This window comes from Comamonas thiooxydans (assembly GCF_000964545.1).
GTDB lineage: Bacteria > Pseudomonadota > Gammaproteobacteria > Burkholderiales > Burkholderiaceae_C > Comamonas > Comamonas thiooxydans.
Map to the genome: position 1 here is coordinate 295,134 of NZ_BBVD01000005.1, position 25,677 is coordinate 320,810.

Annotated in this window: 23 protein-coding genes; 16 read left to right on the top strand and 7 right to left on the bottom strand. The window is 60.4% G+C overall.

All coding sequences use genetic code 11. From position 1 onward, the window contains the following. Positions 1-23 precede the first annotated feature (23 nt). The 13 genes from Cth01_RS08825 to argA all read left to right on the top strand — a co-directional run bounded on the left by Cth01_RS08825 (position 24) and on the right by argA (position 11,716). Entirely contained in the window at positions 24-1,592 is a 1,569-nt protein-coding gene (locus Cth01_RS08825) for a type II and III secretion system protein family protein (RefSeq protein ID WP_045838972.1), read from the top strand. Positions 1,593-1,606: 14 nt separating this feature from the next. Next, the gene (locus tag Cth01_RS08830) at positions 1,607-1,936 is read left to right on the top strand and encodes a hypothetical protein (RefSeq protein WP_034408052.1); all 330 of its coding nucleotides are present in this window, start codon (positions 1,607-1,609) and stop codon (positions 1,934-1,936) included. 171 nt (positions 1,937-2,107) lie between these two features. Beyond that, a complete protein-coding gene (locus tag Cth01_RS08835; RefSeq protein ID WP_034408050.1) occupies positions 2,108-2,317 on the top strand; it encodes a Flp family type IVb pilin in 210 nt (69 codons plus the stop codon). 187 nt (positions 2,318-2,504) lie between these two features. After that, positions 2,505-2,714 carry a Flp family type IVb pilin gene (locus tag Cth01_RS08840; protein WP_034408047.1) on the top strand — a complete coding sequence of 70 codons (210 nt, stop codon included), beginning with the start codon at positions 2,505-2,507 and terminating at the stop codon, positions 2,712-2,714. Between the two features lie 187 nt (positions 2,715-2,901). Next, complete coding sequence (locus tag Cth01_RS08845; RefSeq protein WP_034408044.1) at positions 2,902-3,111, top strand: Flp family type IVb pilin; 210 nt, start codon at positions 2,902-2,904, stop codon at positions 3,109-3,111. A 116-nt stretch (positions 3,112-3,227) separates the two neighbouring features. Next, positions 3,228-4,439, top strand: a complete 1,212-nt coding sequence (locus tag Cth01_RS08850) for a pilus assembly protein TadG-related protein (protein ID WP_034408041.1) — start codon at positions 3,228-3,230, stop codon at positions 4,437-4,439. Positions 4,440-4,444: 5 nt separating this feature from the next. Next, a complete protein-coding gene (locus Cth01_RS08855; protein WP_034408168.1) occupies positions 4,445-4,888 on the top strand; it encodes a TadE/TadG family type IV pilus assembly protein in 444 nt (147 codons plus the stop codon). Continuing rightward, positions 4,885-5,328 (top strand): TadE family protein, encoded by a 444-nt coding sequence (locus Cth01_RS08860; RefSeq protein WP_045838973.1) that lies wholly within the window; start codon positions 4,885-4,887, stop codon positions 5,326-5,328. The genes Cth01_RS08855 and Cth01_RS08860 overlap by 4 nt, the downstream gene beginning before the upstream one ends. A 15-nt stretch (positions 5,329-5,343) precedes the next feature. Further along, complete coding sequence (locus tag Cth01_RS08865; protein ID WP_045838974.1) at positions 5,344-6,504, top strand: CpaE/TadZ family protein; 1,161 nt, start codon at positions 5,344-5,346, stop codon at positions 6,502-6,504. 27 nt (positions 6,505-6,531) lie between these two features. Then, positions 6,532-7,947, top strand: a complete 1,416-nt coding sequence (locus Cth01_RS08870) for a TadA family conjugal transfer-associated ATPase (protein ID WP_034408166.1) — start codon at positions 6,532-6,534, stop codon at positions 7,945-7,947. Positions 7,948-7,968: 21 nt separating this feature from the next. Continuing rightward, the gene (locus Cth01_RS08875) at positions 7,969-8,958 is read left to right on the top strand and encodes a type II secretion system F family protein (protein ID WP_034408033.1); all 990 of its coding nucleotides are present in this window, start codon (positions 7,969-7,971) and stop codon (positions 8,956-8,958) included. A gap of 27 nt (positions 8,959-8,985) precedes the next feature. Next, on the top strand, positions 8,986-9,897 hold the full coding sequence (locus Cth01_RS08880; RefSeq protein ID WP_034408032.1) for a type II secretion system F family protein: 912 nt from the start codon (positions 8,986-8,988) through the stop codon (positions 9,895-9,897). Between the two features lie 472 nt (positions 9,898-10,369). After that, positions 10,370-11,716: an amino-acid N-acetyltransferase gene (gene argA, locus Cth01_RS08885; RefSeq protein ID WP_034393853.1), complete on the top strand. Its 1,347-nt coding sequence runs from the start codon at positions 10,370-10,372 to the stop codon at positions 11,714-11,716. 134 nt (positions 11,717-11,850) lie between these two features. On the opposite strand, the gene Cth01_RS08890 is transcribed toward argA, so the two are convergent. After that, positions 11,851-12,666 (bottom strand): AraC family transcriptional regulator, encoded by an 816-nt coding sequence (locus tag Cth01_RS08890; protein ID WP_045838975.1) that lies wholly within the window; start codon positions 12,664-12,666, stop codon positions 11,851-11,853. A gap of 274 nt (positions 12,667-12,940) precedes the next feature. Here Cth01_RS08890 and Cth01_RS08895 point away from each other — a divergent pair, with 274 nt between their 5' ends. The 3 genes from Cth01_RS08895 to Cth01_RS08905 all read left to right on the top strand — a co-directional run bounded on the left by Cth01_RS08895 (position 12,941) and on the right by Cth01_RS08905 (position 18,146). Then, the gene (locus Cth01_RS08895; RefSeq protein ID WP_045838976.1) at positions 12,941-14,620 is read left to right on the top strand and encodes a 2-isopropylmalate synthase; all 1,680 of its coding nucleotides are present in this window, start codon (positions 12,941-12,943) and stop codon (positions 14,618-14,620) included. Positions 14,621-14,874: 254 nt separating this feature from the next. Then, the gene (locus Cth01_RS08900) at positions 14,875-17,268 is read left to right on the top strand and encodes an adenosylcobalamin-dependent ribonucleoside-diphosphate reductase (RefSeq protein WP_045838977.1); all 2,394 of its coding nucleotides are present in this window, start codon (positions 14,875-14,877) and stop codon (positions 17,266-17,268) included. Positions 17,269-17,498: 230 nt separating this feature from the next. Beyond that, positions 17,499-18,146: a dihydrofolate reductase family protein gene (locus tag Cth01_RS08905; protein WP_045838978.1), complete on the top strand. Its 648-nt coding sequence runs from the start codon at positions 17,499-17,501 to the stop codon at positions 18,144-18,146. 137 nt (positions 18,147-18,283) lie between these two features. Here the strand turns inward: Cth01_RS08905 and Cth01_RS08910 are convergent, their stop codons facing one another. The 6 genes from Cth01_RS08910 to Cth01_RS08935 form a co-directional block, all read right to left on the bottom strand. Continuing rightward, positions 18,284-18,649, bottom strand: a complete 366-nt coding sequence (locus Cth01_RS08910) for a leucine-rich repeat flightless-interacting protein (protein ID WP_034352094.1) — start codon at positions 18,647-18,649, stop codon at positions 18,284-18,286. Positions 18,650-19,008: 359 nt separating this feature from the next. Further along, positions 19,009-20,439 (bottom strand): chloride channel protein, encoded by a 1,431-nt coding sequence (locus tag Cth01_RS08915; RefSeq protein ID WP_034352091.1) that lies wholly within the window; start codon positions 20,437-20,439, stop codon positions 19,009-19,011. A 250-nt stretch (positions 20,440-20,689) separates the two neighbouring features. Then, on the bottom strand, positions 20,690-21,046 hold the full coding sequence (locus Cth01_RS08920) for a DUF3325 domain-containing protein (protein ID WP_045838979.1): 357 nt from the start codon (positions 21,044-21,046) through the stop codon (positions 20,690-20,692). Continuing rightward, a complete protein-coding gene (locus Cth01_RS08925; RefSeq protein WP_233425131.1) occupies positions 21,043-21,360 on the bottom strand; it encodes a hypothetical protein in 318 nt (105 codons plus the stop codon). Before Cth01_RS08925 ends, Cth01_RS08920 begins: the two co-directional genes overlap by 4 nt. Beyond that, positions 21,357-22,997 carry a PepSY-associated TM helix domain-containing protein gene (locus Cth01_RS08930; protein ID WP_045838980.1) on the bottom strand — a complete coding sequence of 547 codons (1,641 nt, stop codon included), beginning with the start codon at positions 22,995-22,997 and terminating at the stop codon, positions 21,357-21,359. Before Cth01_RS08930 ends, Cth01_RS08925 begins: the two co-directional genes overlap by 4 nt. 10 nt (positions 22,998-23,007) lie before the next feature. Further along, a complete protein-coding gene (locus Cth01_RS08935) occupies positions 23,008-25,542 on the bottom strand; it encodes a TonB-dependent siderophore receptor (protein ID WP_045838981.1) in 2,535 nt (844 codons plus the stop codon). Between the last annotated feature and the right edge of the window lie 135 nt (positions 25,543-25,677).

The window sequence follows — 25,677 nt, forward strand, 5'->3', positions numbered from 1 at the left end:
ATCACCTATACATAGCAGCTAGCATGCTACTCGCCAGCTCAGCGCCTGTGCTGGCCCAATCTGCGGGCACGCCTGCTCAGCCCGGCCCTGTGGCTGCGGCGGCTCCCGCAGCTCCTCGCACCACCCTGCCCGCCAGGAATTGCACGGCCATCCGCACGGAGGATCCGACCACGGTCACTCTGGGAAAATCCGTGGTCATTCCGCTGAGCTCGCCCATGGCGCGCATCCTGGTCAGCGGCCAGACGCCCGGAGCGGGCCAGGCAGCAGCGCCCATGGCCGCTAATGCCCAGCCGCAAATGCAGAACGGCATGGGTGATATCGAGGTCCAATTGCTCAGCCCGCGAGACCTGTTCTTTCGCGGCCGCAAGTCGGGCTCCATGAACGTCATCCTGCAAAACGCCCAGGGTGCCTGCTTCATCAAGGACGTGATTGTCACCATGGACCCGGGGCCGCTGCAAACCAAGCTCAGCGAGCTCATGCCCGAGGAACGCAGCATCCGCGTCCAGGGCGCCGACAATGCCCTGGTCCTGAGCGGAGAGATCAGCAATCCGCTGCGCCTGGACGATGTGGTGACGCTCGCCGGCGCCTACAGCGACAGCAAGAAAATCGTCAACCTGCTGCGCACCACCTCGCCCCACCAGGTGATGCTGGAGGTCAAGATTGCCGAGGTCAGCAAGACATTGCTCGACAAGCTCGGTGCCAGTCTTGCGGGCCAGCGCATCACCAGCAATGGCATGAATACATTCTCCATCGCCTCCAACTTCCTGAGTGGCGGCGGCGGGCTGCTGAGCGCCATGCGCATAGGCAAAGGCTCGATCAGCATTGACGGCCAAAAAGACGACGGCCTGGTGCGTATTCTGGCCGAGCCCAACATCATGGCCATCAGCGGCCAGCAGGCCAGCTTTCTCTCGGGCGGCAAGATCTTTATTCCCGTGGCACAGAGCAATACCACTGGCGTGCCAGTGATGACGCTGGAGGAAAAAGAGTTCGGCATCGGCGTCAAGTTCACACCCACCGTGCTGGGTGGCTCGCGCGTCAATCTCAAGCTGGTCTCAGAAGTGTCCGACCTGTCTCAGACAGGCTCACCCTTCACCGCCATCAATGGCGTCACCTCCGTCATTCCCTCGCTTTCGGTGCGACGCGCAGACACCACGGTGCAGCTCAATGACGGGCAAAGTCTGGTCATTGCCGGTCTCATCAAAAACAACATCACCGAGGCCGTCAAACGCTTTCCGGGACTGGGGGAAATACCGGTTCTCGGCGCACTGGCTCGCAGCACCGAGTTCCAGACCGATCAGACCGAGTTGATGTTCATCATCACTCCGCGCCTGGTGCAGGCACTCGCAGAAGCACCCAGAGTGCCCACCGACAACCATGTCCCGCCCTCACGCGCCGAGGTCTATCTCAACGGTGCGCTGGAGAGCTCCAAGCCCGCGTCAGCCGCGAAGACTGCGCCCGCCGCAGCCATGCCGTCCGGCACTGCAACCCCAGCTCCGGCACCTGCCCCGGTAGCAGCACCTCAGGAGCTGCAACCGCAAGCACCGGCCGAGCCCTCAGTTGACCGTCCCGCCCCCCTGAACCCGCCCACCTGAACCGGAGGCAAGCCATGATCGAACGCAGCATCCTATTTCCCGTGGCCCTCGCCGCCCTGCTGGCGGGCTGCGGCAGCACAACCCCTCACTACGACGCTCGTTTTGGCGAGGCTGTGCGCACCGCCCGCATGCAGATGACCCTCAACCCTGAAGCCGGCAAGACTCCTGGCGTCGGTGTTGATGGAGCCACCGGCATGGACGGTCGAGCCGCAGCGCACACCATGGAGCGCTACGAGCGCAGCTTCAAAACGCCACCGCAGGCAGTCAATGTCATCAATATTGGCGGCTCGCTGACCGGCAACCAAAGCGGCGGCGCAGGAGGAGGCAGCGGCGGTACGCCCTAGTCCCTGGAATCTCCAGATCTCAGTTCATCAGTTCATCAGTTCCACACCATTGAATTTGAAAGGAGAGCAGATCGCATCGCGGCCTTGCACGCCACTTGCCGCCGGCCCTGCAAACCGGCCTCCAACCCGTGTAGATGTTTTCGATCCGTTACTCACTTTAGAGGTATCACCATGAACAGCATCGCTCAGCAATTTGGCCATTCCCTGCAATCCTTTGTCCAGGATGAAGAAGGTGCGCAGATCATCGAATACGCGCTCGTCGTAGCCGTAGTGTCCATCGGACTGATTCTTCTGATGAAGTCTTCAATCAGCAACGCTCTCTTCACTGATTGGCTCACTAAAGTCAAGGCTTGCCTGACCAACTCGGCTAGCTGCACCTGACTGTATTGAGAGGTAAGCCATGACGGAGCCGCGCTCACTGTCATGGCCATTAGCAAAGAACCGATCAAGGCGCATTGGACCATGAAAAACAGCCCGCACTACTGGACCACAACCCGGCACATGCGTGGTTCTGGCGCCGCGCTATAGCGCCAGCATGGAGTCGTTGACCCAACTTTGAGGTATCACCATGAACAGCATCACTCAGCATTTTGGCCATTCCCTGCAAGCCTTTATCCAGGATGAAGAAGGCGCGCAAATCATCGAATACGCACTCGTTGTGGCCGTGGTCTCCATTGGCTTGATCCTGCTAATGAAGTCTTCAATCAGCAACGCCCTCTTCACTGATTGGCTCACCAAAGTCAAGGCTTGCCTGACCAACTCGGCTAGCTGCACCTAACTGTATTGAGAGGTAAGCCATGACGGAGCCGCGCTAACTGTCATGGCCATTAGCAAGGAACCGATCAAGGCGCATTGGACCATGAAAAACAGCCCGCACTACCGGACCACAACCCGGCACATGCGCGGTTCTGGCGCCGCGCTACAGCGCCAGCATGGAGCCGTTGACCCAACTTTGAGGTATCACCATGAACAGCATCGCTCAGCAATTTGGCCATTCCCTGCAAGCCTTTATCCAGGATGAAGAAGGCGCGCAGATCATCGAATACGCGCTCGTCGTAGCCGTAGTTTCCATTGGACTGATTGTTCTGATGAAGTCCTCCTTAGGCAGCACCCTCTTCGATGATTGGCTCACCAAAGTCAAGGCTTGCCTGACCAACTCGGCTAGCTGCACCTAACTCTATCCACAGACAAGCCATGGCGGTCGTCTCGTCCGTCATGGCTCTTCAGCCAACCACTCCATTCAAAACACATCATGAGAAACCACCCACACCTCAGGTCCAAAGCCCGGCCCATGCGTGGTTCTGCCGCACAGCGGCGGCAGCATGGTGCCTTTCTGATTACCTTTGCCCTGTTCATGCTGTTCCTGTTGGGCTTTATGGGCATTGCATTGGATTTTGGCCGGCTGTTTATCGTCAAGACCGAACTGCAGACGGCCGTGGACAGCTGCGCGCTGGCAGCGGCACGAGAGCTCAACGGCCAGCCTGACGCCATCACACGTGCCCAGAGCGCAGGCATGGCGGCGGGAAACAGCAACAACGCCAACCTGCAATCCGCCAGCTGGAATGGCGTTGGCAAGATCACCGCCAGCGATATAGGGATCTTTCGCGACAAGACATATGCACAGACTACCCTCGCCAAAGATGCACGGTATGTCGAGTGCAAATACACCATGAACAGCATCAAGCTCTGGCTGCTGCAAGCCATGGGTTCCTTTACCGGCGATAGCGCCACCTGGCCCAATACAGGCACCGTAGGTGCGAGGGCCGTGGCCACACGAAGTGTTGCCCAAAGTTCCTGCCCAATCCCGGTGCAGTTGAAGCAGTCCAAATTTACGACCCTCAACAAGGGCGACTGGATCATCGCGCTCAGCAAGTCAGGAAGCAGTGGCAGCGACTTCGGCTGGGCCAATCTGGACGGATCGACGAGCGCTACCGAAACATGGGCAGAAATGGAGGGGAAATACTGTAGCTCCGAGTATCCTCCTCTTCCTATCGGCACCAGCGGCGTGAAAACCTCTGTTTTTGAATATTGGAATCACCGCTTTGGTATTTACAAGGGTGCTCTAAATGCGACCAATGGCCCAACCGTAAGTCGCCCTGATTACACGGGCTATATCTACACCGCCACAAACTGGCCCAGCAAGTTCAACGCCTACAACGGCCCAGCTCAAGGCGGCATCCCCAACTTCATAACGCAGCGCCAGTCGTTTACTCCTTGCAGCCCCAGCTGCCCCATTAATGGGAGCAATGAAACTGCTGTTAGCTCCGCACAACTCCAAAGCTATGGCGCAGACCGCCGCCTTGTACTGACACCTGTCGTGAATACCTCAGGCAATGTGGTCAATTTCGCCTGCATGCTGATGCTTCAGCCAATTTCCAATCCGATCAAAGAGGACATTTATCTCGAGTTCCGAGGCAACGCCAGCGATCTCGACAGTCCCTGCACCACCACCGGTCTGGCAGGCGGAACAAACGGCCCTTTGGTACCCGTCCTTGTAAGGTGAACCTCATGCGCAAATATCAGCATCAACAACAAGGGGCAGCGCTGATTGAGCTGGCGCTAAGCATTCCTTTCATGATCATGCTGAGCATGATCGTCATCGAGTTCGGCCGTGCCCTTTACGAATACAACACGGTGACCAAGTCGGTACGCGATGCTGTGAGGTATCTTTCCGTGCAGATGCCAAACACCCTGTGTGCCAATGCGCAGAACCTTGTGGTGTACGGCACAACTACTACGGGCACCCAACCCCTAGCCCCCGGACTCAAGACCAGCGCCGTGAGCTGCAGCTGGCAGACCACAGGTGCACTTCCGCTGATCAATACCGTCACCGTCACCGTTACCGGGTACCACTTCACGTCACCGGTGTCCGGCGTGTTCGGCCTGCAGCTGTTCACCAACGGCGGTATCAACTTCGGCAATATCACCGCCACGATGAGGACGCTGACATGAAACACCTCACTCAACGCGGCTCCACGCTCATTGAATTTGCACTGGGGCTACTGATCTTTCTGATGTTCCTGCTGGGCGTGGTGGATTTCAGCCGCCTGCTCTACACCTGGACTGCGGCCAACGAGGCCACACGTGCCGGTGCTCGCTATGCGGTGGTGTGCGATGACCTGAATCAGAAAGCTAGCGTGCTGCAATATATGAAAAATCGGCTGCCGCAGATCACCGCTGTGGACGTGAAATGGAAACCCGACAGCTGCACGACTGCCACCTGCCAAAGCGTCACAGTAAGCATCCCTCAAGACGGTCTGAAGTTCCAATGGATCGCGCCCATCGTGGGTTCGGCGGCGCAGACCGTCATCGACATGCCGGGATTTAGCACCACCCTGCCGCGTGAAATCATGTACCAGGATCCAAACGTCCGCTCGGACTGCACTCCTTAATCAGGGAGAATTCGTATGAAAATCGCCATCATCTCTCCCAACACTGCCCATCTCCGCGAGATGGCCCATGTGCTGCAAGAGCAATCCCATCAGGTGCAGACCTTCGAGGGTGGCAAGACCCGCATGCCCACGATTGCCGAGCAGGAGCTGCCGGATCTGATGATCGTGGATGGTATGTGCTGCGACCCCGCAGACCTGGCCCCGGTGGAGCAGGTAACCACCCATCACCCACGCATGGCCGTGGTCCTGCTGTGCGCCCAGCAGACACCAGAGTTTCTGCTGCAATCCATGCGGGCGGGCGTGCGCGAGGTTCTGCCATCGCCGCCGCCGCCGCAGGCGCTGGCCGATGCCGTTCAGCGCCTTGCCAGCAAATTGCAGGACAGCTCCCCCAACCGTGCACAAGGGCAAGTCATGGCCTTTCTGCCCTGCAAGGGCGGTGCCGGCGCTACTTTCCTGGCCACCAATCTGGGCTGGGCGCTGGCGCAAAAGCACTCCGTGCTGTTGATCGACTTGAATCTGCAGTTCGGCGATGCGCTGCCCTATCTGCATGAAGGCAAGCCAAGCTCGACATTGGCGGATGTGGCACGTGACCTTCACCGCCTTGACGCCTCTTTTCTCACGGCCAGCACGGTAAAGATCACACCGCGCCTGCATGTGCTGGCGGCCCCCGAAGATGCCATGCATGCCATGGAAGTGGAGCCCGGGCATATTGAGGCCATCGTGCAACTGGCTGCCACGCACTACGACTTTGTGCTGCTGGACATGGGGCGCGTGCTGGACCCATTGGCTCTGCGCGTGCTCGACAAAGCGCAGTGCATTGTTCCTGTGCTGCTGCCCAACGTACCCGCCGTGCGCAATGCGCAAAAGCTGCTGCGCATGTTCCACGATCTGGGCTACCCGGAAAGCCGCCTGCATCCGGTGCTGAACAGGGTGGACAGGCGCAGCGAAATCGGTCTGTCTGAAGTGCGCAAGACCCTGGGCCTGGAGCAGCAATGGCGCAGCATTCCCGACTCTGCCCAGGAAGTACAAGCAGCCATCAACGCTGGAGCACCGCTGGCCGAATCCGCTCGCAGTAGCAGCGTGGTGCGCGAGCTGACGGCCTGGGCCGATGCACTGTCACCTCGAACTCATGAAGAAAACGGTAATTTTTTGAACCGGCTCTTTCGCCGGGCGTAGGCATCCGTATTGCAGAAGGAGACTGTCATGTCACTACGAGATTTCTTGACCGCGCCATCGACACGCACGCCCAAGCCTCTGCTGCAGGTCGTGTCTGAGTCCACAGATATGTCGGCCATGCCCGCAGCAGAGCCTCCTCCGCCATCCACCCCCATCTATGGTCACTCTGCGGCCTATCTGGCACTCAGAAGCCGCATTCATGCCAAGCTGCTGGAGCGGTTTGATCTTGCTGCCCTGGATGCAGTATCCGTGCAGACACTGCAGCAAGAAATTGCGACCATGACCGAGCGACTACTGGCTGAGGACTCCGCGGCCATCAACGATCTTGAAAGAAAAATGCTGATCCGAGATATCCAGCACGAGATGCTGGGTTTCGGTCCACTCGAGCTGCTGATGGCCGACTCTTCGGTATCGGACATCCTCGTCAATCGCTACGATCAGATCTATGTGGAACGCCAGGGCCGACTGGAGTTGACGCCCGTTGTCTTTACCGATGAAAAGCATTTGCTGCGCATCATTGACAAGATCGTTTCACGCATAGGCCGGCGCATCGACGAATCCAGCCCCATGGTCGATGCCCGCCTGCCAGATGGTTCGCGCGTGAATGCGGTCATCCCGCCCGTGGCCCTTGATGGCCCCATGATGTCGATCCGGCGCTTTGCACGCATCCCTTTGCGCATGGAGAATCTGATCAACGATCTCAAAAGCCTGACACCTGGCATGGCCCTGGTTCTTGAGGCTCTGGCCAAGGCCAAGGTGAACATGATCATCTCTGGCGGCACCGGGGCCGGCAAGACAACGCTGCTCAACATTCTCTCTAGCTATATTCCTACAACGGAACGCGTGGTCACCATCGAGGATGCGGCCGAGCTGCAACTGCAGCAGCCTCATGTGGTGCGCATGGAAACGCGCCCGCCCAATATAGAGGGCCGTGGCGAAATCACGCAGCGATCCCTTGTGCGTAACGCACTGCGCATGCGCCCTGACCGCATCATCATCGGCGAAGTCCGGGGCGCCGAAGCGGTAGACATGCTGCAGGCCATGAACACCGGCCACGAAGGCTCATTGACGACCATCCATGCCAATACGCCACGCGACTCTTTGGCTCGGCTCGAGAACATGGTCGGCATGGCAGGCCTCAATCTGCCGCACCAGGCCGCACGTCAACAGATTGCATCGGCCATTACGGTGATCGTGCAGGCACTCCGGCTCACGGATGGCAAACGCAAGATCACCAGCATCCAGGAGATCACGGGCATGGAGGGGGATGTGGTGACCATGCAGGAGATCTTTGCCTTCACCCAGACCGGAATCGGCGCCAATGGTGAAGTCCAGGGATATTTCCACGCCACAGGTGTCAGACCCAAGTTCGCCGATCGGCTAAAAGGCTTCGGCATTGCGTTGCCCGACAGCATCTTCGCTCCAGAGCGCCACTATCAATGAACTCCGCAAAAAGGTGCCGCCATGCTGTCCTTTTTTTCTTCCCACTCGATCCTGGTAATCATCGGTCTGGTGTTTGTAGCAGTGCTCCTGCTACTGGAAGCACTGCACGCGATCTGGAAGCAGTACAAGAGTCCTGAGGCAAAGCGGCTTGAGCGCCGGCTCAGAGCCTTGTCAGCAGCCGATGACAACAGCAATCCGACCAAGCTGGTCAAGGAGCGCGTACTTAGCGATATGCCCAGAATGCAGCGTGTGCTGCAAGCCATGCCGCGTGCACATCAGCTAGACCGCTTCATTGTTCAATCAGGCCTGGACTGGACGGTTTCGGGCTTGCTGCTAGGCAGTGCAATACTGTTTGCGCTAGGTATGCTGACAGCCATGATGCTTCGCCAGCCCATGGAGTTAGGCGTGCTTTCAAGTTTGGTGCTGGGGTCCCTTCCATGGCTGTTTCTGCAACGCAAAAGACTGCAGCGCCTGAAACGTATGGAGCACCAACTCCCAGAAGCGCTGGACCTTATAGCGCGCGCATTGCGCGCAGGCCATGCATTTTCCGCAAGCCTGCAAATGGCTGGAGAGGAACTGACCGAACCTATCGCCGACGAGTTCCGCCTGGTGCATGACGAGATCAACTATGGCACATCGCTACAGCAGGCCTTGACCAATCTGGGTGAGCGGGTACCGATCACAGATCTGCGCTACTTCATCGTCGCCGTACTGATACAGCGCGAATCTGGCGGCAACCTCACCGAGATGCTCAGCAACTTGAGTCGCCTGATCCGCGAGCGGCTCAAGCTCCATGCCAAGGTCCGCGTACTCTCCGCTGACGGGCGAATGTCGGCCTGGTTTCTGGGTTTGATGCCATTTGGACTGGCCGCTCTGCTCAATCTAATGAATCCGGAATTCATGCATCCGCTCTGGACTGACCCTATTGGCATCATCATTCTGAAATGGTTGGCCGCACTGATGGTCATAGGCCTGTTGCTGCTGCGCCGCATCGCCCGTATCAGGGTTTGAGTCCATCTGAAACGCAAGGAGTCCTCCATGTTGATCGTCGCCCTGCTCACTTTCACCGCCGTCATGCTGGCTGCTGGAGCCTTGTTCTTCTGGGCAACACCAACAGTCGCCGAGCGACGCTTACAGTCACTTACCCCCACCTCTCAAGACAAGGGGTGGACAGAAACAGTCGTCAAGCTGGTCGGCCCATTTGCACACCTGTCGTCACCCACCAAAGACAGTGATGCAACGCCATTGCGGCTGCGCTTTCTGAATGCTGGCATCCGCCACGAGAGTGCACCACTGCTGTACTTTGGAGTCAAAACGCTGCTGCCTATTGCTTTGGGGCTGGCGGTGTACTCGCTCATGCGGGCAACCAGCAAGGCAGATAGCACCCAGCTATTGTTCTTCCCCTTGGTGACCGCTCTTGTGGCCTGCTACCTGCCGAATCTGGTTCTGCGCTGGATGGCCTCGCGCCGCAAGCGCGAGATCTTTGAAAACTTTCCCGATGCCGCTGATTTGATGCTGGTCTGCGTAGAAGCGGGCATGGGCCTGGATGCCGCTCTGGGCAAGGTAACCGATGAAATTCGCATCAAAAGTGAAGCCCTCGCAGAGGAGCTCCACTGGACCAACCTGGAAATGCGAGCTGGCAGCACCCGCGAAAAATCCTTGCGAAATCTGGCGGCCCGCACCGGTGTAGATGAAATTCACACTTTTACGGCCATGCTGACGCAGGCAGACCGATTTGGTACCAGCATAGGCGAATCGCTCCGGGTTTTCTCGGATGATCTACGCCACAAACGGCAGATGCGCGCCGAAGAGCTCGCTGCCAAGATCCCCACCAAGATGCTGCTGCCGCTGGTGACCTGCATCTTCCCGGCCATCATCATGGTGGTTCTGGGTCCAGCCATCATTCGAATCGTGCGCATGATCCTGCCCATGATGGGCGGCAGCATGTGAGGGCTTCAACAGGGTTCGGATTCGCCTCTGTGACGAGATATCCTGAAAGTAGTCTCGACATCTTTGATCTAATCCACGGGGACGGCAATGACCTGCAGAGGGCATGTGCCCTCTCCATGACGCTTAGATTGACAATCTTGAGCTGGCCCCTTGTCGACGTGGTCGAAAGATGCGCCATGAAATGAGCCGTACGGAAAGATCTGCGCAGACGACAATCGGACGATTGACCGAGTGTCTAGCTTTGCCTCGCATGGGTTCGACGCTGACTGCCACTCGGAGCTCTGCTCAAATACAAGCCGTCTTTTTTTGAAAACTTCACGCCACAAAAGCCACAAACTGCGCGATCAGCGCGCACAAAACCCTGCAACAACCAGCTAAGGCAAGCGAGTAACCGCTACACTTTGCGCCTCAGGCCTGCGTAATACCCGACGCAGGCCTTTTTTCCCGCTTTTCGAGGTTTTCGCGCACTGCCATGTCCACCGTCTTCAATTTCACCTTTGTTCCCTGGTTCCGGTCTGTGGCCCCCTATATCCACAAGTTCCGACACCAGACCTTTGTGGTGGGCCTGACCGGTGAAGCCATTGATGCGGGCAAGCTCAGCTCCATCGTCCAGGATCTGGCCATGATCCAGGCCATGGGCGTCAAGATCGTGCTGGTGCACGGCTTCCGCCCCCAGGTCAACGAGCAGTTGCGCCTCAAGGGCCAGGAGCCGCGCTATTACAACGGCATGCGAGTCACCGACTCCATCGCGCTGGACTGTGCCCAGGAAGCGGCCGGCCAGCTGCGCTACGAGATCGAAGCCGCCTTCAGCCAGGGTCTTCCCAACACGCCCATGGCCGGCGCGCGCGTGCGCGTGATTTCGGGCAACTTCCTCACGGCCCGCCCCGTGGGCATCGTCGACGGTGTGGATTTCATGCACTCCGGTCTGGTGCGCAAGGTCGACGTGGAAGGCATTCGCAGCGCCCTCGACTCAGAAGCCATGGTGCTGGTCTCGCCCTTCGGTTTCTCGCCCACGGGCGAGGCCTTCAATCTCAGCATGGAAGAAGTGGCCACCCGCGTAGCCATCGAGCTCAAGGCCGACAAGCTGCTGTTCCTGACCGAAGTGCCTGGCGTTCGCATGGACCCCAACGGCCCGGCCGACGAGAACAACCCCATCGATACCGAGCTGCCGCTGGACGCCGCGCGCCGCCTGCTGGCCCAGCTCCCGCCTGCACAGCAACCTACCGATGTGGGCTTTTATCTGCAGCACTGCGTACGCGCCTGCGAGCATGGCGTGGAGCGCAGCCATATTCTGCCCTTTTCGACCGACGGAGCGCTGCTGCTGGAGATCTATGTGCACGACGGCATCGGCACCATGGTCATTGACGAAAAGCTCGAAGAACTGCGCGAGGCCACGATCGACGACGTGGGCGGCATCATTCAGCTTATCGAACCCTTCGAGCGCGACGGCACGCTGGTCAAGCGCGACCGCACCGAGATCGAACGCGACATCGCCAGTTACACCGTCATCGAACACGATGGCGTGATCTTCGGCTGTGCTGCCCTGCACCCCTATCTCGAAGCCAAGACCGCCGAAATGGCCGCCGTCACCGTCTCGCCCAAGAGCCAGGGCACGGGCGATGGCGAGAAGCTGCTCAAACGCATCGAACAGCGCGCACGCGCCCTGGGCTGCGAAACCATGTTTGTGCTGACCACGCGAACCATGCACTGGTTCATCAAGCGCGGCTTTCAGCCCGTGGAGCCCGAATGGCTGCCGGAGGCCCGCAAGGCCAAATACAACTGGGGCCGCAAGAGCCAGGTACTGGTGAAGAAGCTCTAATTCGCCTTCATCATTAAAAATGGCTTTCAGCGCTTGATGAACAAGCGTTGGAAGCTATTTTTTTGGGTGGAGCAAAAGATGCGTGCAGCAGGCACAGGCGGAGCAAGCCGCGGCTCTGGGTGCAGCAAGGCCGGCTAACGTGGCACCGCTCTGTCTGCCGCAGCCGCAAATTCCGACGGCGGGCGGCCGAACTGTTTGCGGAAAGCAGCCGTGTATGCACTATGGCTTTCATAGCCGCTTTCCAGCGCCACGGTGGTGATGGGCATGCCCTGCAGCAACTGGGGGATGGAAGCCATCAGCCGCATCTGCTGATACCACCGGCCCCAGTTCATCCCGGTGCTTTTCAGAAATCGACGGTGCAGCGTCTTGGGCGTCAGCGCGTGCTGCTGGGCCAGGGCTTCCACCGTGGTGCGCTGCGCCGGTGCATCCAGCATGCTCTCGCAGATGCGTCGCATCAGCGCATCTTCAGGCCAGGGCAGGTAATACGGCAGCGGCGCCAGAGCCTGCAACTCCTCCAGCAGCAGATCACCCAGCAGCGCATCGCGCGGGCGATGCGGTCCCTGATGGGGCAAGTCGACAAGCGCCGCCATCAGCTCCCTGACCAGCGGCGAGACATGGAGCACGCAGTCCCGGGCCGGCAGGCGTGCCGACCATGCCTCCTCAATGAACAGGCCAAAGGCTCGCACCGCCGTGGTCGCCGTGATTCTGTGCAGCATGCCCGGGCGCAGCCACACCGCCGTGGTGGGTGGAACCAGCCATTGCCCGCAGGGGGACTCGACCAGCAACACGCCTTCCGAGGCATAAATGAGATGGCCGCGCGCGTGGCTGTGCTGCGGCACCACATGACCGGGCGGATAGCGCTGTTCCACGCCCGTGACAGGCAGTGGAGAGGCCTGGGCATGCTGCAAATCCAGCGCATGCGCGCCATGTTCGGGGGAGGCAAAACCCATGAGATGTCCAAATCTCTACAACAAATGAATATCTATCGATAGAAGTCTATACCGTTGACGACATAAAGTAGCCCCACTGTCTGCATCAACCCGCACTTTTGCCGTGAAACACTGCCACCCGCTTTCGCTACGCCTACTGGCTCTGACATCTGGTCGGGGTCTGCATGCACGCGTTCGCGCATGGTCCCATCCTGGTCTTCCCAGACCCCGGCCTTAGCCAGCTCCATCCGGGCAGGGAGACCAGGTGATTGTTGCAACCCATTCCAAGGTCTCTATGCTGGCTGATCCCTCTAACAAATACCGCGCATTTCCCGTTGTGGACTTGCCCACCCGCCAATGGCCTGCCCGTACGTTGACGCAAGCGCCCGTATGGCTTTCGACCGATTTGCGCGACGGCAACCAGGCGCTGTTCGAACCCATGAACCGCGAGCGCAAGCTGCGACTGTTCGAGGAACTGGTCGCCATCGGTTTCAAGGAAATTGAAATCGGCTTCCCCTCCGCTTCCCAGACCGACTTCGACATCGTGCGCCACCTCATCGAAGCGCAACTGATTCCGCACGACGTCACACCCATGGTCATCACCCAACTGCGTGAGGACCTGATTGCCACCACGGTGCGCAGCGTGGCCGGCGCACGCCGCGTGATCGTGCATCTGTACAACGCCGTGGCACCAGCCTTCCGCGAAATCGTCTTTGGCATGGAAGTGCCGCAGATCATTGCCATGGTGGAGCACCATGTACGCTACCTCAGGCAACTGACCGGGCAGCACCCCGAAACCGAATGGGTGCTGCAGTACTCCCCGGAAACCTTTTGCATGGCCGAGCTGGACGTTTCCCTGGCCGTGTGCAATGTCGCCATTGCAGCCTGGGATGCCGGTCCTAAGCGCCCCATGATCATCAACCTGCCGACCACGGTGGAGGTTTCCACCGCCAATGTGTTTGCCGACCAGATCGAATGGATGGACCGGCGTCTGGCACGGCGCGAGCACATCACGCTTTCGGTACACCCCCACAACGACAGAGGCACCGGCGTGGCCTGTGCCGAGCAGGCCCTGCTGGCCGGCGCCCAGCGTGTGGAAGGCTGTTTGTTCGGCAACGGCGAGCGCAGCGGCAATGTGGATCTGGTGACGCTGGCTCTGAACCTATACACCCAGGGCATTGTTCCGGGCCTGGATTTCTCCGACATCGCTGCCGTGGCTCGCATCGCCGAAGCCTCTACAGCCCTGCCCATACATCCGCGCCACCCCTATGTGGGCGATCTGGTGTTCACGGCTTTTTCGGGCTCGCACCAGGATGCGATTGCCAAGGGCTTTGCGGCGCAACAACCCGACGCCCCATGGCGCGTACCCTATTTACCCATAGACCCGCAGGACCTGGGACGTACCTATGACAGCATCGTGCGCGTCAACAGCCAGTCCGGAAAGGGCGGTATTGCCTTCCTGCTGCAGAAGGACAGGGGCATCATCATGCCGCGGCGCATGCAGATCGAGTTCAGCGCCATCGTCCAGGCCTGGGCCGACAGCAGCGAAACCGAGCTTAGCAGCGCACAGATCTGGGAGCTGTTCGAAGCCACCTACCTGCATGCCCAAGCCGGGTCCCGGTCACTGCGTTATGAAAGCCACCGCCTGTTCGACAGCCCGCAAGGCCAGGGTATCGAACTGCACTGGCACGATGCCGACGGGCAACCCAGGCTGCACAAAGGCATCGGCAACGGCCCTATTGCAGCCACCGTCGCTGCACTGGAGTTGCCGCTGCGCATCGACAGCTACGAAGAGCGCAGCCAGGGCAACGGCGCCGACGCCTGTGCCGTTGCCATCATCGAAGCCGCATGGCCTGGCGTGCCCGGCTCACGGTTTGGCGTAGGCATGCACGCGAACATCGTCACCGCATCGGTGATGGCGGTCGTGAATGCCGCTGCGCGCTTTGAGGGGGACATGATTCAGACCCGCGCATAGCCTTCGATAGATCGTCGCGTCTCCCTCTTGTCGGCCGATACCGTTTGAAGCTCGGCCTGCGCGGTGCCCTCCCTCATACGCCGACTCGGTCTTTTCCGTCTATTTTCAGCGGGTCTGTCACAATTTTGGGGGCAGGCCCGTTGTGCCGATGGAGGCTTCTGGGCACTTGGTGCATCGTCGATGTTGCGCTGCGTCACAGCACCACCAAGCAGTCTGCGCTACAAAGTCGACATCCGATTAGCATGAGGCATGCCATGAATACACTCCCTCCTCAGGCCATCAGCCAGGATGTGCTGGCCGAGAAATATCTGGCCGACGGCGAGCAATCCGAGCAAGAGCTGTTTGCCCGCGTGGCACGAGCCCTGGCAGCTGTTGAACAGCCTGAGCTTCAGACGCATTGGGAGCAGCAATTTCTGGTCAATCTGCAGCGCGGTGCCATCGGTGCTGGCCGCATCATGGCAGCGGCGGGGCTGGACACCAAGGCCACGTTGATCAACTGCTTTGTGCAGCCCGTCGCCGACGCCACCAATGGTTTCGACACCCAGGGAAACCCCGGCATCTACACAGCGCTTTCTCAGGCAGCCGAGACCATGCGCCGCGGTGGCGGCGTGGGTTATGACTTCTCCAATCTGCGACCACGCGGTGCGCTGGTGCGCGGCACCAACTCCTTTGCGTCGGGCCCCTGCTCCTTCATCGATGTCTTCGATGCATCCTGTACCACGGTGGAGTCGGCCGGTGCGCGCCGCGGAGCCCAGATGGGTGTGCTGCGCATTGACCACCCCGATGTACTGGAATTCATCACCGCTAAGCGACAAAAAGGCCGCTGGAACAATTTCAATGTGTCTGTGGGAGTGAGCAGCGCATTCATGCAGGCGGTCAGGGACGATGCCCAATGGGAGCTGGTGCATGTCGCCAGTCCCAGCGAGGCACAGATACAGGCCGGCGCCCATCGCCGCGACGATGGCCTCTGGGTCTATAAAAGCCAGCCCGCGCGCGCGCTGTGGGATGCCATCATGCGCTCGGCCTACGACTTCGCCGAGCCCGGCATTCTTTTTCTCGACAACATCAACGCCGACAACAACCTCTGGTATGCCGAGCAGATTGCCGCCACCAATCCCTGCGGCGAGCAGCCCCTGCCGCCCTATGGCTGCTGCGATCTGGGCCCGGTCATACTCACGCGCTTTGTGCGCGAGGCGTTCACACCTCAGGCTTTCTTCGATATGGAGGCCTTTCGCGCCGCCGTCGCGGTTCAGGTGCGCATGCTGGACAATGTGCTGGACGCCACCGTCTGGCCCCTGCCCGAGCAGCAGCGCGAGGCACAGCAAAAGCGCCGCATCGGCGTGGGCTTCACTGGGCTGGGCGACGCCTTGATTCTGCTGGGCCTGCATTACGCCAGCGATGCAGGCCTGCAGCAGGCCGCATCAATAGCTCGCGCCATGCGCGATGCGGCTTATGCCGCGTCGGTGGAGCTGGCACGGGAAAAAGGTGTCTTCCCGCTGTTCAACGCCAAGCAGTATCTGAAAAGCGGCTTTGCCAAACGCTTGCCCAAGGAGTTGCGCGCTGCCATCAAAAAACATGGGCTGCGTAACAGCCATCTGCTGTCCATCGCCCCCACGGGCACGGTATCACTGGCCTTTGCCGACAATGCGTCCAACGGCATCGAGCCCGCTTTTTCCTGGACCTATACGCGCAAAAAGCGCACGACCGATGGCGGCGAGCAGTTCTACACCGTACAGGACCATGCCTACCGCCTGTACAAAGCCATGCACGGCGACGAGGCACCGCTGCCCGACTGCTTTGTCAGTGCGCTGGAGCTGAGCGCCAGCGAGCATGTGGCCATGATGCGCTGCGTGCAGCCCTTTATCGACACATCGATTTCAAAGACCGTCAACATCCCGGCCGACTATCCCTTCGAGGACTTCAAGCACCTCTATATGGAGTGCTGGGAGGTCGGCCTCAAAGGCTGTGCTACCTACCGTCCCAACGACACGCTGGGCGCGGTTCTGTCTACCGATTCAGCCCCCACCCCCTCTCAAGCGCCTACTGGTAAATCGCAGGCTGCTATCAACTCGGTTAGCAGCAGCGGCATGACGGCTGTGATCGAGCGCCGCCCCGAGGGTCCGCTCAATGCCGTGGTGGACAAGATCGAGTATTTCACGCATGACGGCATACGGCGTCTCTATCTGGTCGTCAGCTTCATGGTGGTCGACGGTTTGGAGCGTCCCATCGAATTCTTCATGCCCGTGGGCCAGACCGGGGAGAGCCAGCAATGGATCACGGCCACCATGCGCAGCCTGAGCCTGGCCGCGCGTGGCGGCTTTCTCGACAAGGCCCTGGCCGATCTGCGCAAAGTGGCCTGGGATCGCGGCCCGGTGCGCTACGGCAGCAGGACGCGTGACGACGGCAGCCGCATCCCGCTCTGGCATGACAGCGAAGTGGCGCTGCTGGCCTATGCGATTCAAAGCATCATCGCCAATCGCGGCCTGCCCCAGCCGGCGCCCAGCACGGCGGCCACGCCGGCATCTCCGCCCGAGAACAATGCCTCCGTCAGCGGTCAAAAGTGTCCCGACTGCGGAGCACATGCCATGATCAAAAAAGATGGCTGTCAGTTCTGTACTGCCTGCGGCTTTGTGGGGTCATGCGGTTGAAAAATGGATAGCTTGAGTCGCGATCAAGCTGAGCAGTGCGATGGATGACTGAGTCCGCTGCAGCAGCGTCCATTCAGATGGCAGCCCAAAGCAGCGGTCAGGCGCGGCTTCGGACCCAGCACCCTGAGCTCAACAATGCGACGGGTGACCGAGGCATGTGGAAACGCTAAGTACAGACGTTGATATCGAGGCCATCGATCATCGCTCTCCAACCTGAAAGGTGTTCCGTCATGAAAGTCAAAGTCCTCTGCTTCGGCATCTCGCTGGACGGTTACTCCGCCGGACCCAACCAGGATTTGCAGAACCCGCTCGGCATCGGTGGGCCTGAGATCCTTGAGTGGTTCTTCCCCACCCAAGTCTTTCAGCGTATGCATGGAAGGTCTCAGATCGGCGAAACAGGTGTCGACAATCAGATGGCCGAACGCTCCTTCGAGAACATCGGTGCGTGGATTCTGGGGCGCAATATGTTCGGCCCGATACGCGGCCCTTGGCCCGACGAAAGCTGGAAGGGCTGGTGGGGCGATGAGCCACCCTATCACGTGCCCGCATTTGTCCTGACCCACCATGCGCGGCCCGCGCTGCGCATGCAGGGAGGCACCGATTTTCACTTCGTCACGGATGGCATTGCGTCGGCGCTGGCGCAAGCCAAGGCAGCCGCAGGTGATCGCGATATTCGCATAGGCGGCGGCGTAGCCACCGTGCGACAGTTCCTGCAGGCGCGACTGGTCGATGAGATTCACCTCGCTGTACGTCCTCTGTTGATGGGGGCCGGCGAAAACCTCTGGCAAGGCTTGGACATGCGGGCTCTTGGCTATGAGGTCGCCGAAGTGAGACAGGGCGAACGAGCCATGCATGTGATGGTGCGCAAACAAGCGTAACACCTGAAAACCGGGTCGCACTTGATACCGCAGGCGTACTCCTGACTGTCCGGACTGTCCAAGCCCATGGTCCTGACACTTGTGACGCTCATGTTCCAACCGGGACGGCTAGCGACAGTCGTATCCAGAACGCTTGCTTAACGCTTAGCTTCGGAGGTCGAAAGAGATGATTTGCCGGAACGATAGGCCAGGCCAGCGCCGCAAGTGGTCTCAGTCGTAGGCCTCGCATACATCACCAATGGCGAGCTCGCCCAACTTCTCGCTCTTTGAATATCACATTCCAGTTCTTGCCTCTCAAGCTCGACCATCAGGTACTCACGGTAAGCATCCACTCGGACTTTCGGCTCGGTGGTCGTGCTTTGAAGCAACTTATTGAGTTGTGGTTGCTCGTGCAGCATGCCCTTCTGGCGGTCGAGCAAAGGCTGGATTCCCGCCTCGACAGGCTGTATTGCGTGAGCACAGCCAGTCCAGGCCATGGCGATAAAAAGAGCGACTTGGCGCATGTTTGTGCTTCGACCCCCACGTAGGTAAAGTGGATGGCATCAACCCCAGACCTTGCCCGATAACACTTGCCACTCTGAGAAGCACTATGGGTCGCCTCACGCCTTTATATAGGGGTTGGCGGAAATACTCCTACTGCCGTCCGGCATCCAGCGTCAATAGACTGCGTGCGACTCTTCGCTCAGGCTAGGGCTTGAAACGCCATGCGCTGCGACTCTCTCAACGAGCCTGCAGGCACGGCTCACCGGTTGCGCCGCGCGCTCAGGATCAACTGAACTCCTGACTTCACCCAAGCATCACCACCGCTGGCCCAAGCTAGTTCAATTCCTCGTAGACGCTGCCCATGGATTCAACTGACAGCCTAGACTTGACGCGATTTTTGCAGTGAGTCAGGCTCGGATGACTCATCCAGCGCCACTGGCTGCGTGGACTCCGCCGGAGCCGCAGCGGCTTCTGGCTCCGGCTCCTTGGGCAAAGAGGCCCTTGCCACTTGGAGCATGTGAAGGGCAAGCGATTCATACAGAGGCCGCGCAATCATGCGCGAGATCATGCTGGCGATCATGGCCGATGCCATGAGGCTCAGCACCAGTGCATGGCCGTCCACCATCTCCATGACGATGATGAAAGCCGTCAGTGGCGCCTGGGTGACCGCCGCCAGAAAGGCAGCCATGCCCATCGCTATCAATGCAGGAGCTATATCCGTAGTTCCAACAATCGATGCAACGTTATTCCCCACGCCTGCACCAATCGACAGCGAGGGCGCAAAGATACCGCCGGGTACGCCCACCCAGGCCGATAGCCAGGTGGCGATGAATTTGAGCGTGACATAGAACTCGGGCACATCGGCCTCGCCCTGCAACATATGCTTGACGGCTTCGGAGCCCGCACCAAAGGTGGCGCCGCCGGTGACCACGCCGATGACGGCAATCAGCAGGGCCAGCACTGCGGCAAAGCGGATCGGAAAGCGTGACCTGAGCTTGTTAAGGCGCTCGGTGGACGAGGTCAGCGAGTGGGTCATGAGCTTGGCGAACAGGCCGCCCAGCACGCCGCAGGTCAGCGCCACGGCAAGACAAGGCAGCAGGTCACGCCAGCCGAGTTCGGCCACGCGGATGCGGCCAAAGTAGCTCAGGTTGCCGAAGACCGAGACCCCCATCAGACCGGCCAGCACAATGGCTGCGATGATGAGACCGCTGGAGCGCGACTCCAGCTTGCGCGAGAGCTCCTCGATGGCAAACACCACGCCCGCCAACGGGGCGTTGAAAGCTGCTGCAATACCTGCCGCGCCGCCAGCCACCAGCAAGGCATGGGTATTGATGACGGACTTGGGGCCCAGCCAGCGCCGCGCCGAATGCATGACACCGGCAGCCACCTGCACCGACGGTCCTTCGCGCCCTATCGACAGCCCCGCAAGAAAGCCCGCGCTGGACAGCACGATCTTGGCAAACGACAGCCACAGCGACACAAAGCGCTTGCGCAGACTGGCATCGACCGATGGCTCCAGCGTGGCAATCACCTGCGGGATGCCCGAGCCGCTGGCACCCGGAGCCCATTTGCGCGTGGCCCAGACCGCTGCCGCCGTGATGGCCGGCATCCAGATCAGCACCAGCCAGCCATGGACGCCGTGGTAGATGCTCTCGAAAAAGCCGAAAGCCGCTTCGGCCAGCAGCGTGAAAGCCACCACGCTCAGGCCCGCTGCCGCGGCATAGGCCAGCACCACCGTCCGCTCCAGCCAGCGCTTTCCATCGCGCATCTCTTCATTGAGGTTGTGGAAGAAATCTGGCTCTTGCTGCATGGGCGGGGAATCGTTTCGGGGTGGCTGCAAAAATGGGCGAAGACCCACATTCTGCGCCCGCCCAAGGGCTTGCCAGATCGGCAATAGCCACAACGATTGCCCGAGTCGCACATCTATTGCGAATCACCCGGCTAAAGCCCGAGGGAATGCCCATGCGGTCATGCCGCGCAGGCCCGTCTCCGCCGTGGCAGTGACAGGCCTCTGTGTCCGGGCCTGCTGGCTCCAACCCGGCAGCCCTCATGCCGTAAACTCATCCCGTGAATGCCACCCAAAGCGTCCCGGCCAAGGCGATCAGACCTCCCATGGCCACCAGCACTGCACCGGGCCCAGGCACATAGGCGAGCAGCCATGTGAGTGCCAGCGCGGCCACACTGAGGCAGCCCAGCCAGACGATGGTTCCCACCGCAGCACCCCACAAGCCCATGCACAGCCACAGTGCGAGCAGCATCAGCGCCGCCCCCGCCAGGCGCAGCACGACCCGCAGCGCCGGCCCGGGCTCGCCACGCGATACAAGCTGATCGCAATGCCTGTCCATGGCCTGGCTCAGCACCAGCATGCCTGCCAAGCACAGCGCCAGGGCGCAGGCCATCATCTGCCACAGACTCATGCTACACCTTTCAGCGCCTGCAGCGCAGCTGTCAGCAGGGCTGCCGAGCCCGCCATCCATGCCATCACGCGCAGCAGGCTGCGCACATGGAAGGCCCAGAGCGTCACTGCGGTGTAGAGCACAAAGCTGAGCAAGGTGGAAAGCAGCACGGCAGGTGCACGCTGCATAGCGCCCAAGGCCACAAGCACCTGGGCCATCACGGCGCAGGCCAGCGCCGTGAGCGCATAGCCGCCCAGCGTGGCCATCAGCACGCGCAGCAACACGGCCCAGCGATGGCGCCTGGTCTGAGCCTTGGTCATTGCCGCCGCTTTCATGTGAGACCTCCTGAGACAACGCCACGGCCCGCACGCAACTGCGCCATGTTCTTGCTACGCTGCGACTTTTCATGCCGCCATGCGCCCCAGGCGACCAGCAGGCCCAGCGCCATGCAGGTCAGCTCCAGCCCTGCCCGCTGACCATCGCCCTGCGCCAGGTACAGCAGCAGGTGCTGGCCTGTAGTCATGACATTGAGCAGCGGCAAGCCCAGACACAGCAAGGCCAGCATCCATAGCTGTTCGCACCAGGCCTGGCGCGCCGTGCGCAGCAGCGCATGCAGCAGGCTCAGGACCCAGACCGCAAAGAACACACGGATTTCCCAGCTGGAACGCGCCTCCAGCACCAGAGGCAGCAGACGATTGCCATACAGATAGGCAATGGACGCCAGCGCCGAGCCTGCCAGTGCCGCCACATTGAGCGCATCAATGCAGCGGTACATGGAGGGCGTCGCCGCGCCCCATTCATAACCGCTTCTTGCACGGCGCTTGACCACAAACAAGATCGATCCGCTGGCAATCATTGCCGTGCCGACCAGGCCCAGGACAAAGTACAGCCACTTCATCGCCCAGCCACCAAAGGTGACCAGATGCAGCGCGCTGATGACGGGATAGGTATCGCTTGCAAAACTACTGGACGGCGAACTGGCGGATAGCTGCAGCAGCTCGCCGTCGACGGCATCGAATGTCACTGAATTGGCGCTGTTGACCATTCGGCGCGTCACTGCCGTATCCGGCTTGCCTTCCGTGAAGCGTATCGTGGCCGGCGCCCCCTCAGGTCGTTGCACCACCACGCCCACGACAGGCTCCGTCAGCAGGGACTGGGCCTGCTGCGCAAGGCTGACAAGGTCCACAACTGCAATGGCTGGTGCATTCGAGGGTGTATTCGCCTCGGATCTGGCGTTCAACTCGGACTCGTAGCGGCTGTAGGCCGAACGGTCCTGCCCATACAGCGATTGCAGCGGCCAGGGCATATAGCTGGTGTAGAAATGCGCGAGTCCCGTGTAGACGATCATGAACAGAAACGGCAGCGTGAGCACGGCCGACGCATTGTGTGCATCCAGCCAGGAACGCTGGCCCTTGCCGGGCCGGAAGGTAAAGAAGTCCTGAAAGATGCGCCGGTGCACAATCACGCCCGAAACCAGCGCCACCAGCATGCACATGGACACCAGTCCCACCACCCAGAAGCCAGCGATACCGCCCTGCAAGGAATAGTGAAAGGACATGAAATGCCGACCGCCTTCGGTCTGACGCATGGCAGGCTCTGGCAGGACTTCGCCCGTCTGGACATCTAGGCTGGCCTGCAGATCGCCGTCCTGGGCACGCGCGAATACCTTGACCCCATCGCCTGTGTGCAGCGGCAGACCGATGCGCCAGATACTGGCATCCGGCGCCGTCTTGCTCAGATGCTGCTCGGCCAGCCGCAAGGCCTGCAGACGCTCTTGCGGAGAAAGCGCCTGCTGGCCGCTGCCTTCCAGTGGCAGCCCCTGCATCCATAGCGTGATGGACTCACGGAACACGCTGATCGAGCCCGTGAGAAAAATGGCGCAGAGCAGCCAGCCGCACACCAGGCCGCACCAGGTGTGCAGCCATGACATGGTCTGGCGAAGTCCGGGCCCGGATGCTGGCTTGCCGCTCATGTCAGCCCGCTCAGAACGCGCCACGCAAGGTCAACAGCACGCTACGCGGCTCGCCATACCAGTTGCCGCTGCCCGAGGTCCCAACCGTCTTGTAGTAAGTCTTGTCGAACAGATTGTGCACATTGAGCGCAGCCGACCAGTTGCGATTGATGCGGTATTGCACGCTGGCGCCCCAGACGGCGTAGCCGGCCTGGGTGAAGCGGAAGGGAACGGCATTGCCATCGTATTGGCCCGATGCCGGGTTGTAGCTGTTGGCCGTGCCGCTGACATAGGTGGCGCTTTGCAGCGTCACGCCACCGCCCACCGTCCATGGCGAGAGCTGACCCTGCAACTGATACGTGCTCCACAGCTTGAACAGGTGCTTGGGTGTGATGGAGCTATAGACCAGTTGCGACGGGTCGGTCTTGTTGCGATTGTGGTTGTAGGTATAGCCGGCAAACAACTGCCAGCCCTGCGCCAGCTGACCGGTCACTTCCATGTCCAGCCCCTGGCTGATGATCTTGCCCTGCGCGACATAGCAGCAGCTCAGGCCCAGATTCCCCACATCCGTTTCCGGATAACGCGGATCACGCACCGCCTGCCCCTTGCGCTCGATACGGTAAAGGGCCAGCGCTGTATTGAGCTTGCCATCGGCGAGTTCCCCCTTCATGCCCAGCTCGAAGCTGCGGCCTTTGATCGGGTCCAGCGCGGCCCCCGGTGCCGGCCCGGCCAGCATATTGGCCTGCGACTTGTGGATCTCGGTCACGCTGCCATAGGCCGTCCACTGGTTGCCCAGGTCATACACCAGGCCCGCATAGGGGGTGAAGATGCCGCTTTCGCTGTAGTACTCGCGACCGCTGGCCCGAACACTGCCATCGGCGTTGTAGTTGATGTATGGCGTGTCGTAGGAGTAGCTGGCATAACGTCCTCCGACAATGGCAGTGAGCTGATCCGTCAGGCTCAGGTTGGCACGACCATAAAAGCCTTTTTGAGTAGCGCCGTAGCCGGGATAGCTGCGCGTCATGCGTTCGCGTACCGCAGGGGGAATTCTGCCGGGATCGAACTCATAGACATTGGTCAGAGACAGCGGCGTATCCATCTCGGAGTAATAGGTGTCCTGATCGTCACGGACCTTGCTCCAGTCCGCGCCGAGCAGCAAGCGGTGTTTGCGACCGAACAGCGAGAACGGGCCGCTGGCATGCACATCCAGGCTTTTTTTCTCCGAACGAAAGTCGTTGGAAAAGCCGGTCCAGTTGGCGCCAAGACCTGTTGCAGGGTCAACGGCTCCGCTGAGGCTGGCCAGCCGCGCATCGCTGTCCACCTTCTGATAATTGAGCTGGGCCTTTAGCTTCCAGTCTCCCGCCAGCTGCTGGTCGAGCTGCGCAAAGACCTCCTTGGCGCTCTTGTCATAGTGGCTCCAGCCCGCCATCAGCGCAGTTTTGCGAGACAGCTTCAGATCGTCGCCATTGGCGGCACGCGGCAGGCCTTCGCGCCAGGGAGTGGCCCTGAGCTTGTCGTAGCTGGCTCCCAGACTCACACGGGTGGAGCTTGTCACATCGGCCTCCAGAATACCGTAGAGCAAGCTGTTGCGCGATTCCGCTCCGCGATAGAAGAAGTCCTTGTCAGAATGCGCGAGCACAGCACGACCACGCAGGCTCCCTGCTTCATTCAATGGACCCGCAACATCCAGCTCGGCCTGTTTGCGACTCCAGCTGCCGACGCCCACCGAGCCCAGAATCTGCTTTTGCGCCGTGGGACGCTTGCGCACCAGATTGATGGCACCGCCAGGCTCCCCATTGCCGCTGAACAGGCCGTTGGCGCCGCGCACCACCTGCACGCTGTCATACATGGCCAGATTGGGGTCGAACAGTTGCTGGCTGAAAGCGTCCACGCTGGCTCCGTCGATCTGCACATTGCTGATCTCGAAGCCCCGCGACAGAAACTTGGTGGCCGCACCGCCCAACCCTCCCGCACCGCCATAGTCCACCGTCACGCCGGTGGTCTGCTGCATCACCTCCCCCACATTGCTCATGGCCTGATCTTCAATGCGCTGGCGCGTCACCACCGAGATCGACTGCGGTGTCTCGCGGATGTCCTGCCCTTTGCCCAGGGACACATGCGAGGCGGCATACGAGCCGCTGCCTTCCGTGGCTTCACGCTGGGCCAGTGCCGTCACCGTCACCTCGCCCAGCATGCCGGTCTGGCTGCTGTGGCGACGCACGGTGATGGCCGCCCCGACAGGAAAGGCCTCCAGTCCGCTCCCCGCAAGCGCCTTGGCCAGCGCCTCGTTCAAGGTCTGCACGCCCTGCAACGCCGGCGCCGTGCGGCCTTCCACCAATGCAGCGTCAACCGAGACCGACACCCCCCAGATGCGGGCCAGTGCATTCAATGCTTGTCCCAGCGGCTGCGCAGGCAGGCTCAGGCTGCGCGAGGTGGACATGGTCTGGCTGCTGGCGACCTGGGCATGAGCCGTCGGTAATACCGCCAGAGCTGACCAAGCCAGACAGGCCATGGCACTGGCCAAAGCCACTGCGCACAGACCTCCGCAATGCGAACCCGCAGCCATCCCCTCCTCTTGAACAGAAGAAAAATGAGAGTGATTTCTTTTCATCAAATGCATCCTGTGAAGTGCTTGTCTAAGTGCTTTCACAGTGAAGACGCATGAAATAGCTTGTACCGGACAAAAATTTTCATCCGGCCT

Coding starts and splice junctions, on each gene's coding strand:
- Cth01_RS08875 (WP_034408033.1), top strand. CDS start 7,969: ATGCTGTCCTTTTTTTCTTCCCACTCGATCCTGGTAATCATCGGTCTG.
- Cth01_RS08830 (WP_034408052.1), top strand. CDS start 1,607: ATGATCGAACGCAGCATCCTATTTCCCGTGGCCCTCGCCGCCCTGCTG.
- Cth01_RS08925 (WP_233425131.1), bottom strand. CDS start 21,360: ATGAAAGCGGCGGCAATGACCAAGGCTCAGACCAGGCGCCATCGCTGG.
- Cth01_RS08845 (WP_034408044.1), top strand. CDS start 2,902: ATGAACAGCATCGCTCAGCAATTTGGCCATTCCCTGCAAGCCTTTATC.
- Cth01_RS08890 (WP_045838975.1), bottom strand. CDS start 12,666: ATGGGTTTTGCCTCCCCCGAACATGGCGCGCATGCGCTGGATTTGCAG.
- argA (WP_034393853.1), top strand. CDS start 10,370: ATGTCCACCGTCTTCAATTTCACCTTTGTTCCCTGGTTCCGGTCTGTG.
- Cth01_RS08895 (WP_045838976.1), top strand. CDS start 12,941: ATGCTGGCTGATCCCTCTAACAAATACCGCGCATTTCCCGTTGTGGAC.
- Cth01_RS08835 (WP_034408050.1), top strand. CDS start 2,108: ATGAACAGCATCGCTCAGCAATTTGGCCATTCCCTGCAATCCTTTGTC.
- Cth01_RS08910 (WP_034352094.1), bottom strand. CDS start 18,649: ATGCGCCAAGTCGCTCTTTTTATCGCCATGGCCTGGACTGGCTGTGCT.
- Cth01_RS08905 (WP_045838978.1), top strand. CDS start 17,499: ATGAAAGTCAAAGTCCTCTGCTTCGGCATCTCGCTGGACGGTTACTCC.
- Cth01_RS08930 (WP_045838980.1), bottom strand. CDS start 22,997: ATGAGCGGCAAGCCAGCATCCGGGCCCGGACTTCGCCAGACCATGTCA.
- Cth01_RS08855 (WP_034408168.1), top strand. CDS start 4,445: ATGCGCAAATATCAGCATCAACAACAAGGGGCAGCGCTGATTGAGCTG.
- Cth01_RS08900 (WP_045838977.1), top strand. CDS start 14,875: ATGAATACACTCCCTCCTCAGGCCATCAGCCAGGATGTGCTGGCCGAG.
- Cth01_RS08850 (WP_034408041.1), top strand. CDS start 3,228: ATGCGTGGTTCTGCCGCACAGCGGCGGCAGCATGGTGCCTTTCTGATT.
- Cth01_RS08915 (WP_034352091.1), bottom strand. CDS start 20,439: ATGCAGCAAGAGCCAGATTTCTTCCACAACCTCAATGAAGAGATGCGC.
- Cth01_RS08840 (WP_034408047.1), top strand. CDS start 2,505: ATGAACAGCATCACTCAGCATTTTGGCCATTCCCTGCAAGCCTTTATC.
- Cth01_RS08860 (WP_045838973.1), top strand. CDS start 4,885: ATGAAACACCTCACTCAACGCGGCTCCACGCTCATTGAATTTGCACTG.
- Cth01_RS08870 (WP_034408166.1), top strand. CDS start 6,532: ATGTCACTACGAGATTTCTTGACCGCGCCATCGACACGCACGCCCAAG.
- Cth01_RS08920 (WP_045838979.1), bottom strand. CDS start 21,046: ATGAGTCTGTGGCAGATGATGGCCTGCGCCCTGGCGCTGTGCTTGGCA.
- Cth01_RS08880 (WP_034408032.1), top strand. CDS start 8,986: ATGTTGATCGTCGCCCTGCTCACTTTCACCGCCGTCATGCTGGCTGCT.
- Cth01_RS08865 (WP_045838974.1), top strand. CDS start 5,344: ATGAAAATCGCCATCATCTCTCCCAACACTGCCCATCTCCGCGAGATG.
- Cth01_RS08935 (WP_045838981.1), bottom strand. CDS start 25,542: ATGGCTGCGGGTTCGCATTGCGGAGGTCTGTGCGCAGTGGCTTTGGCC.
- Cth01_RS08825 (WP_045838972.1), top strand. CDS start 24: ATGCTACTCGCCAGCTCAGCGCCTGTGCTGGCCCAATCTGCGGGCACG.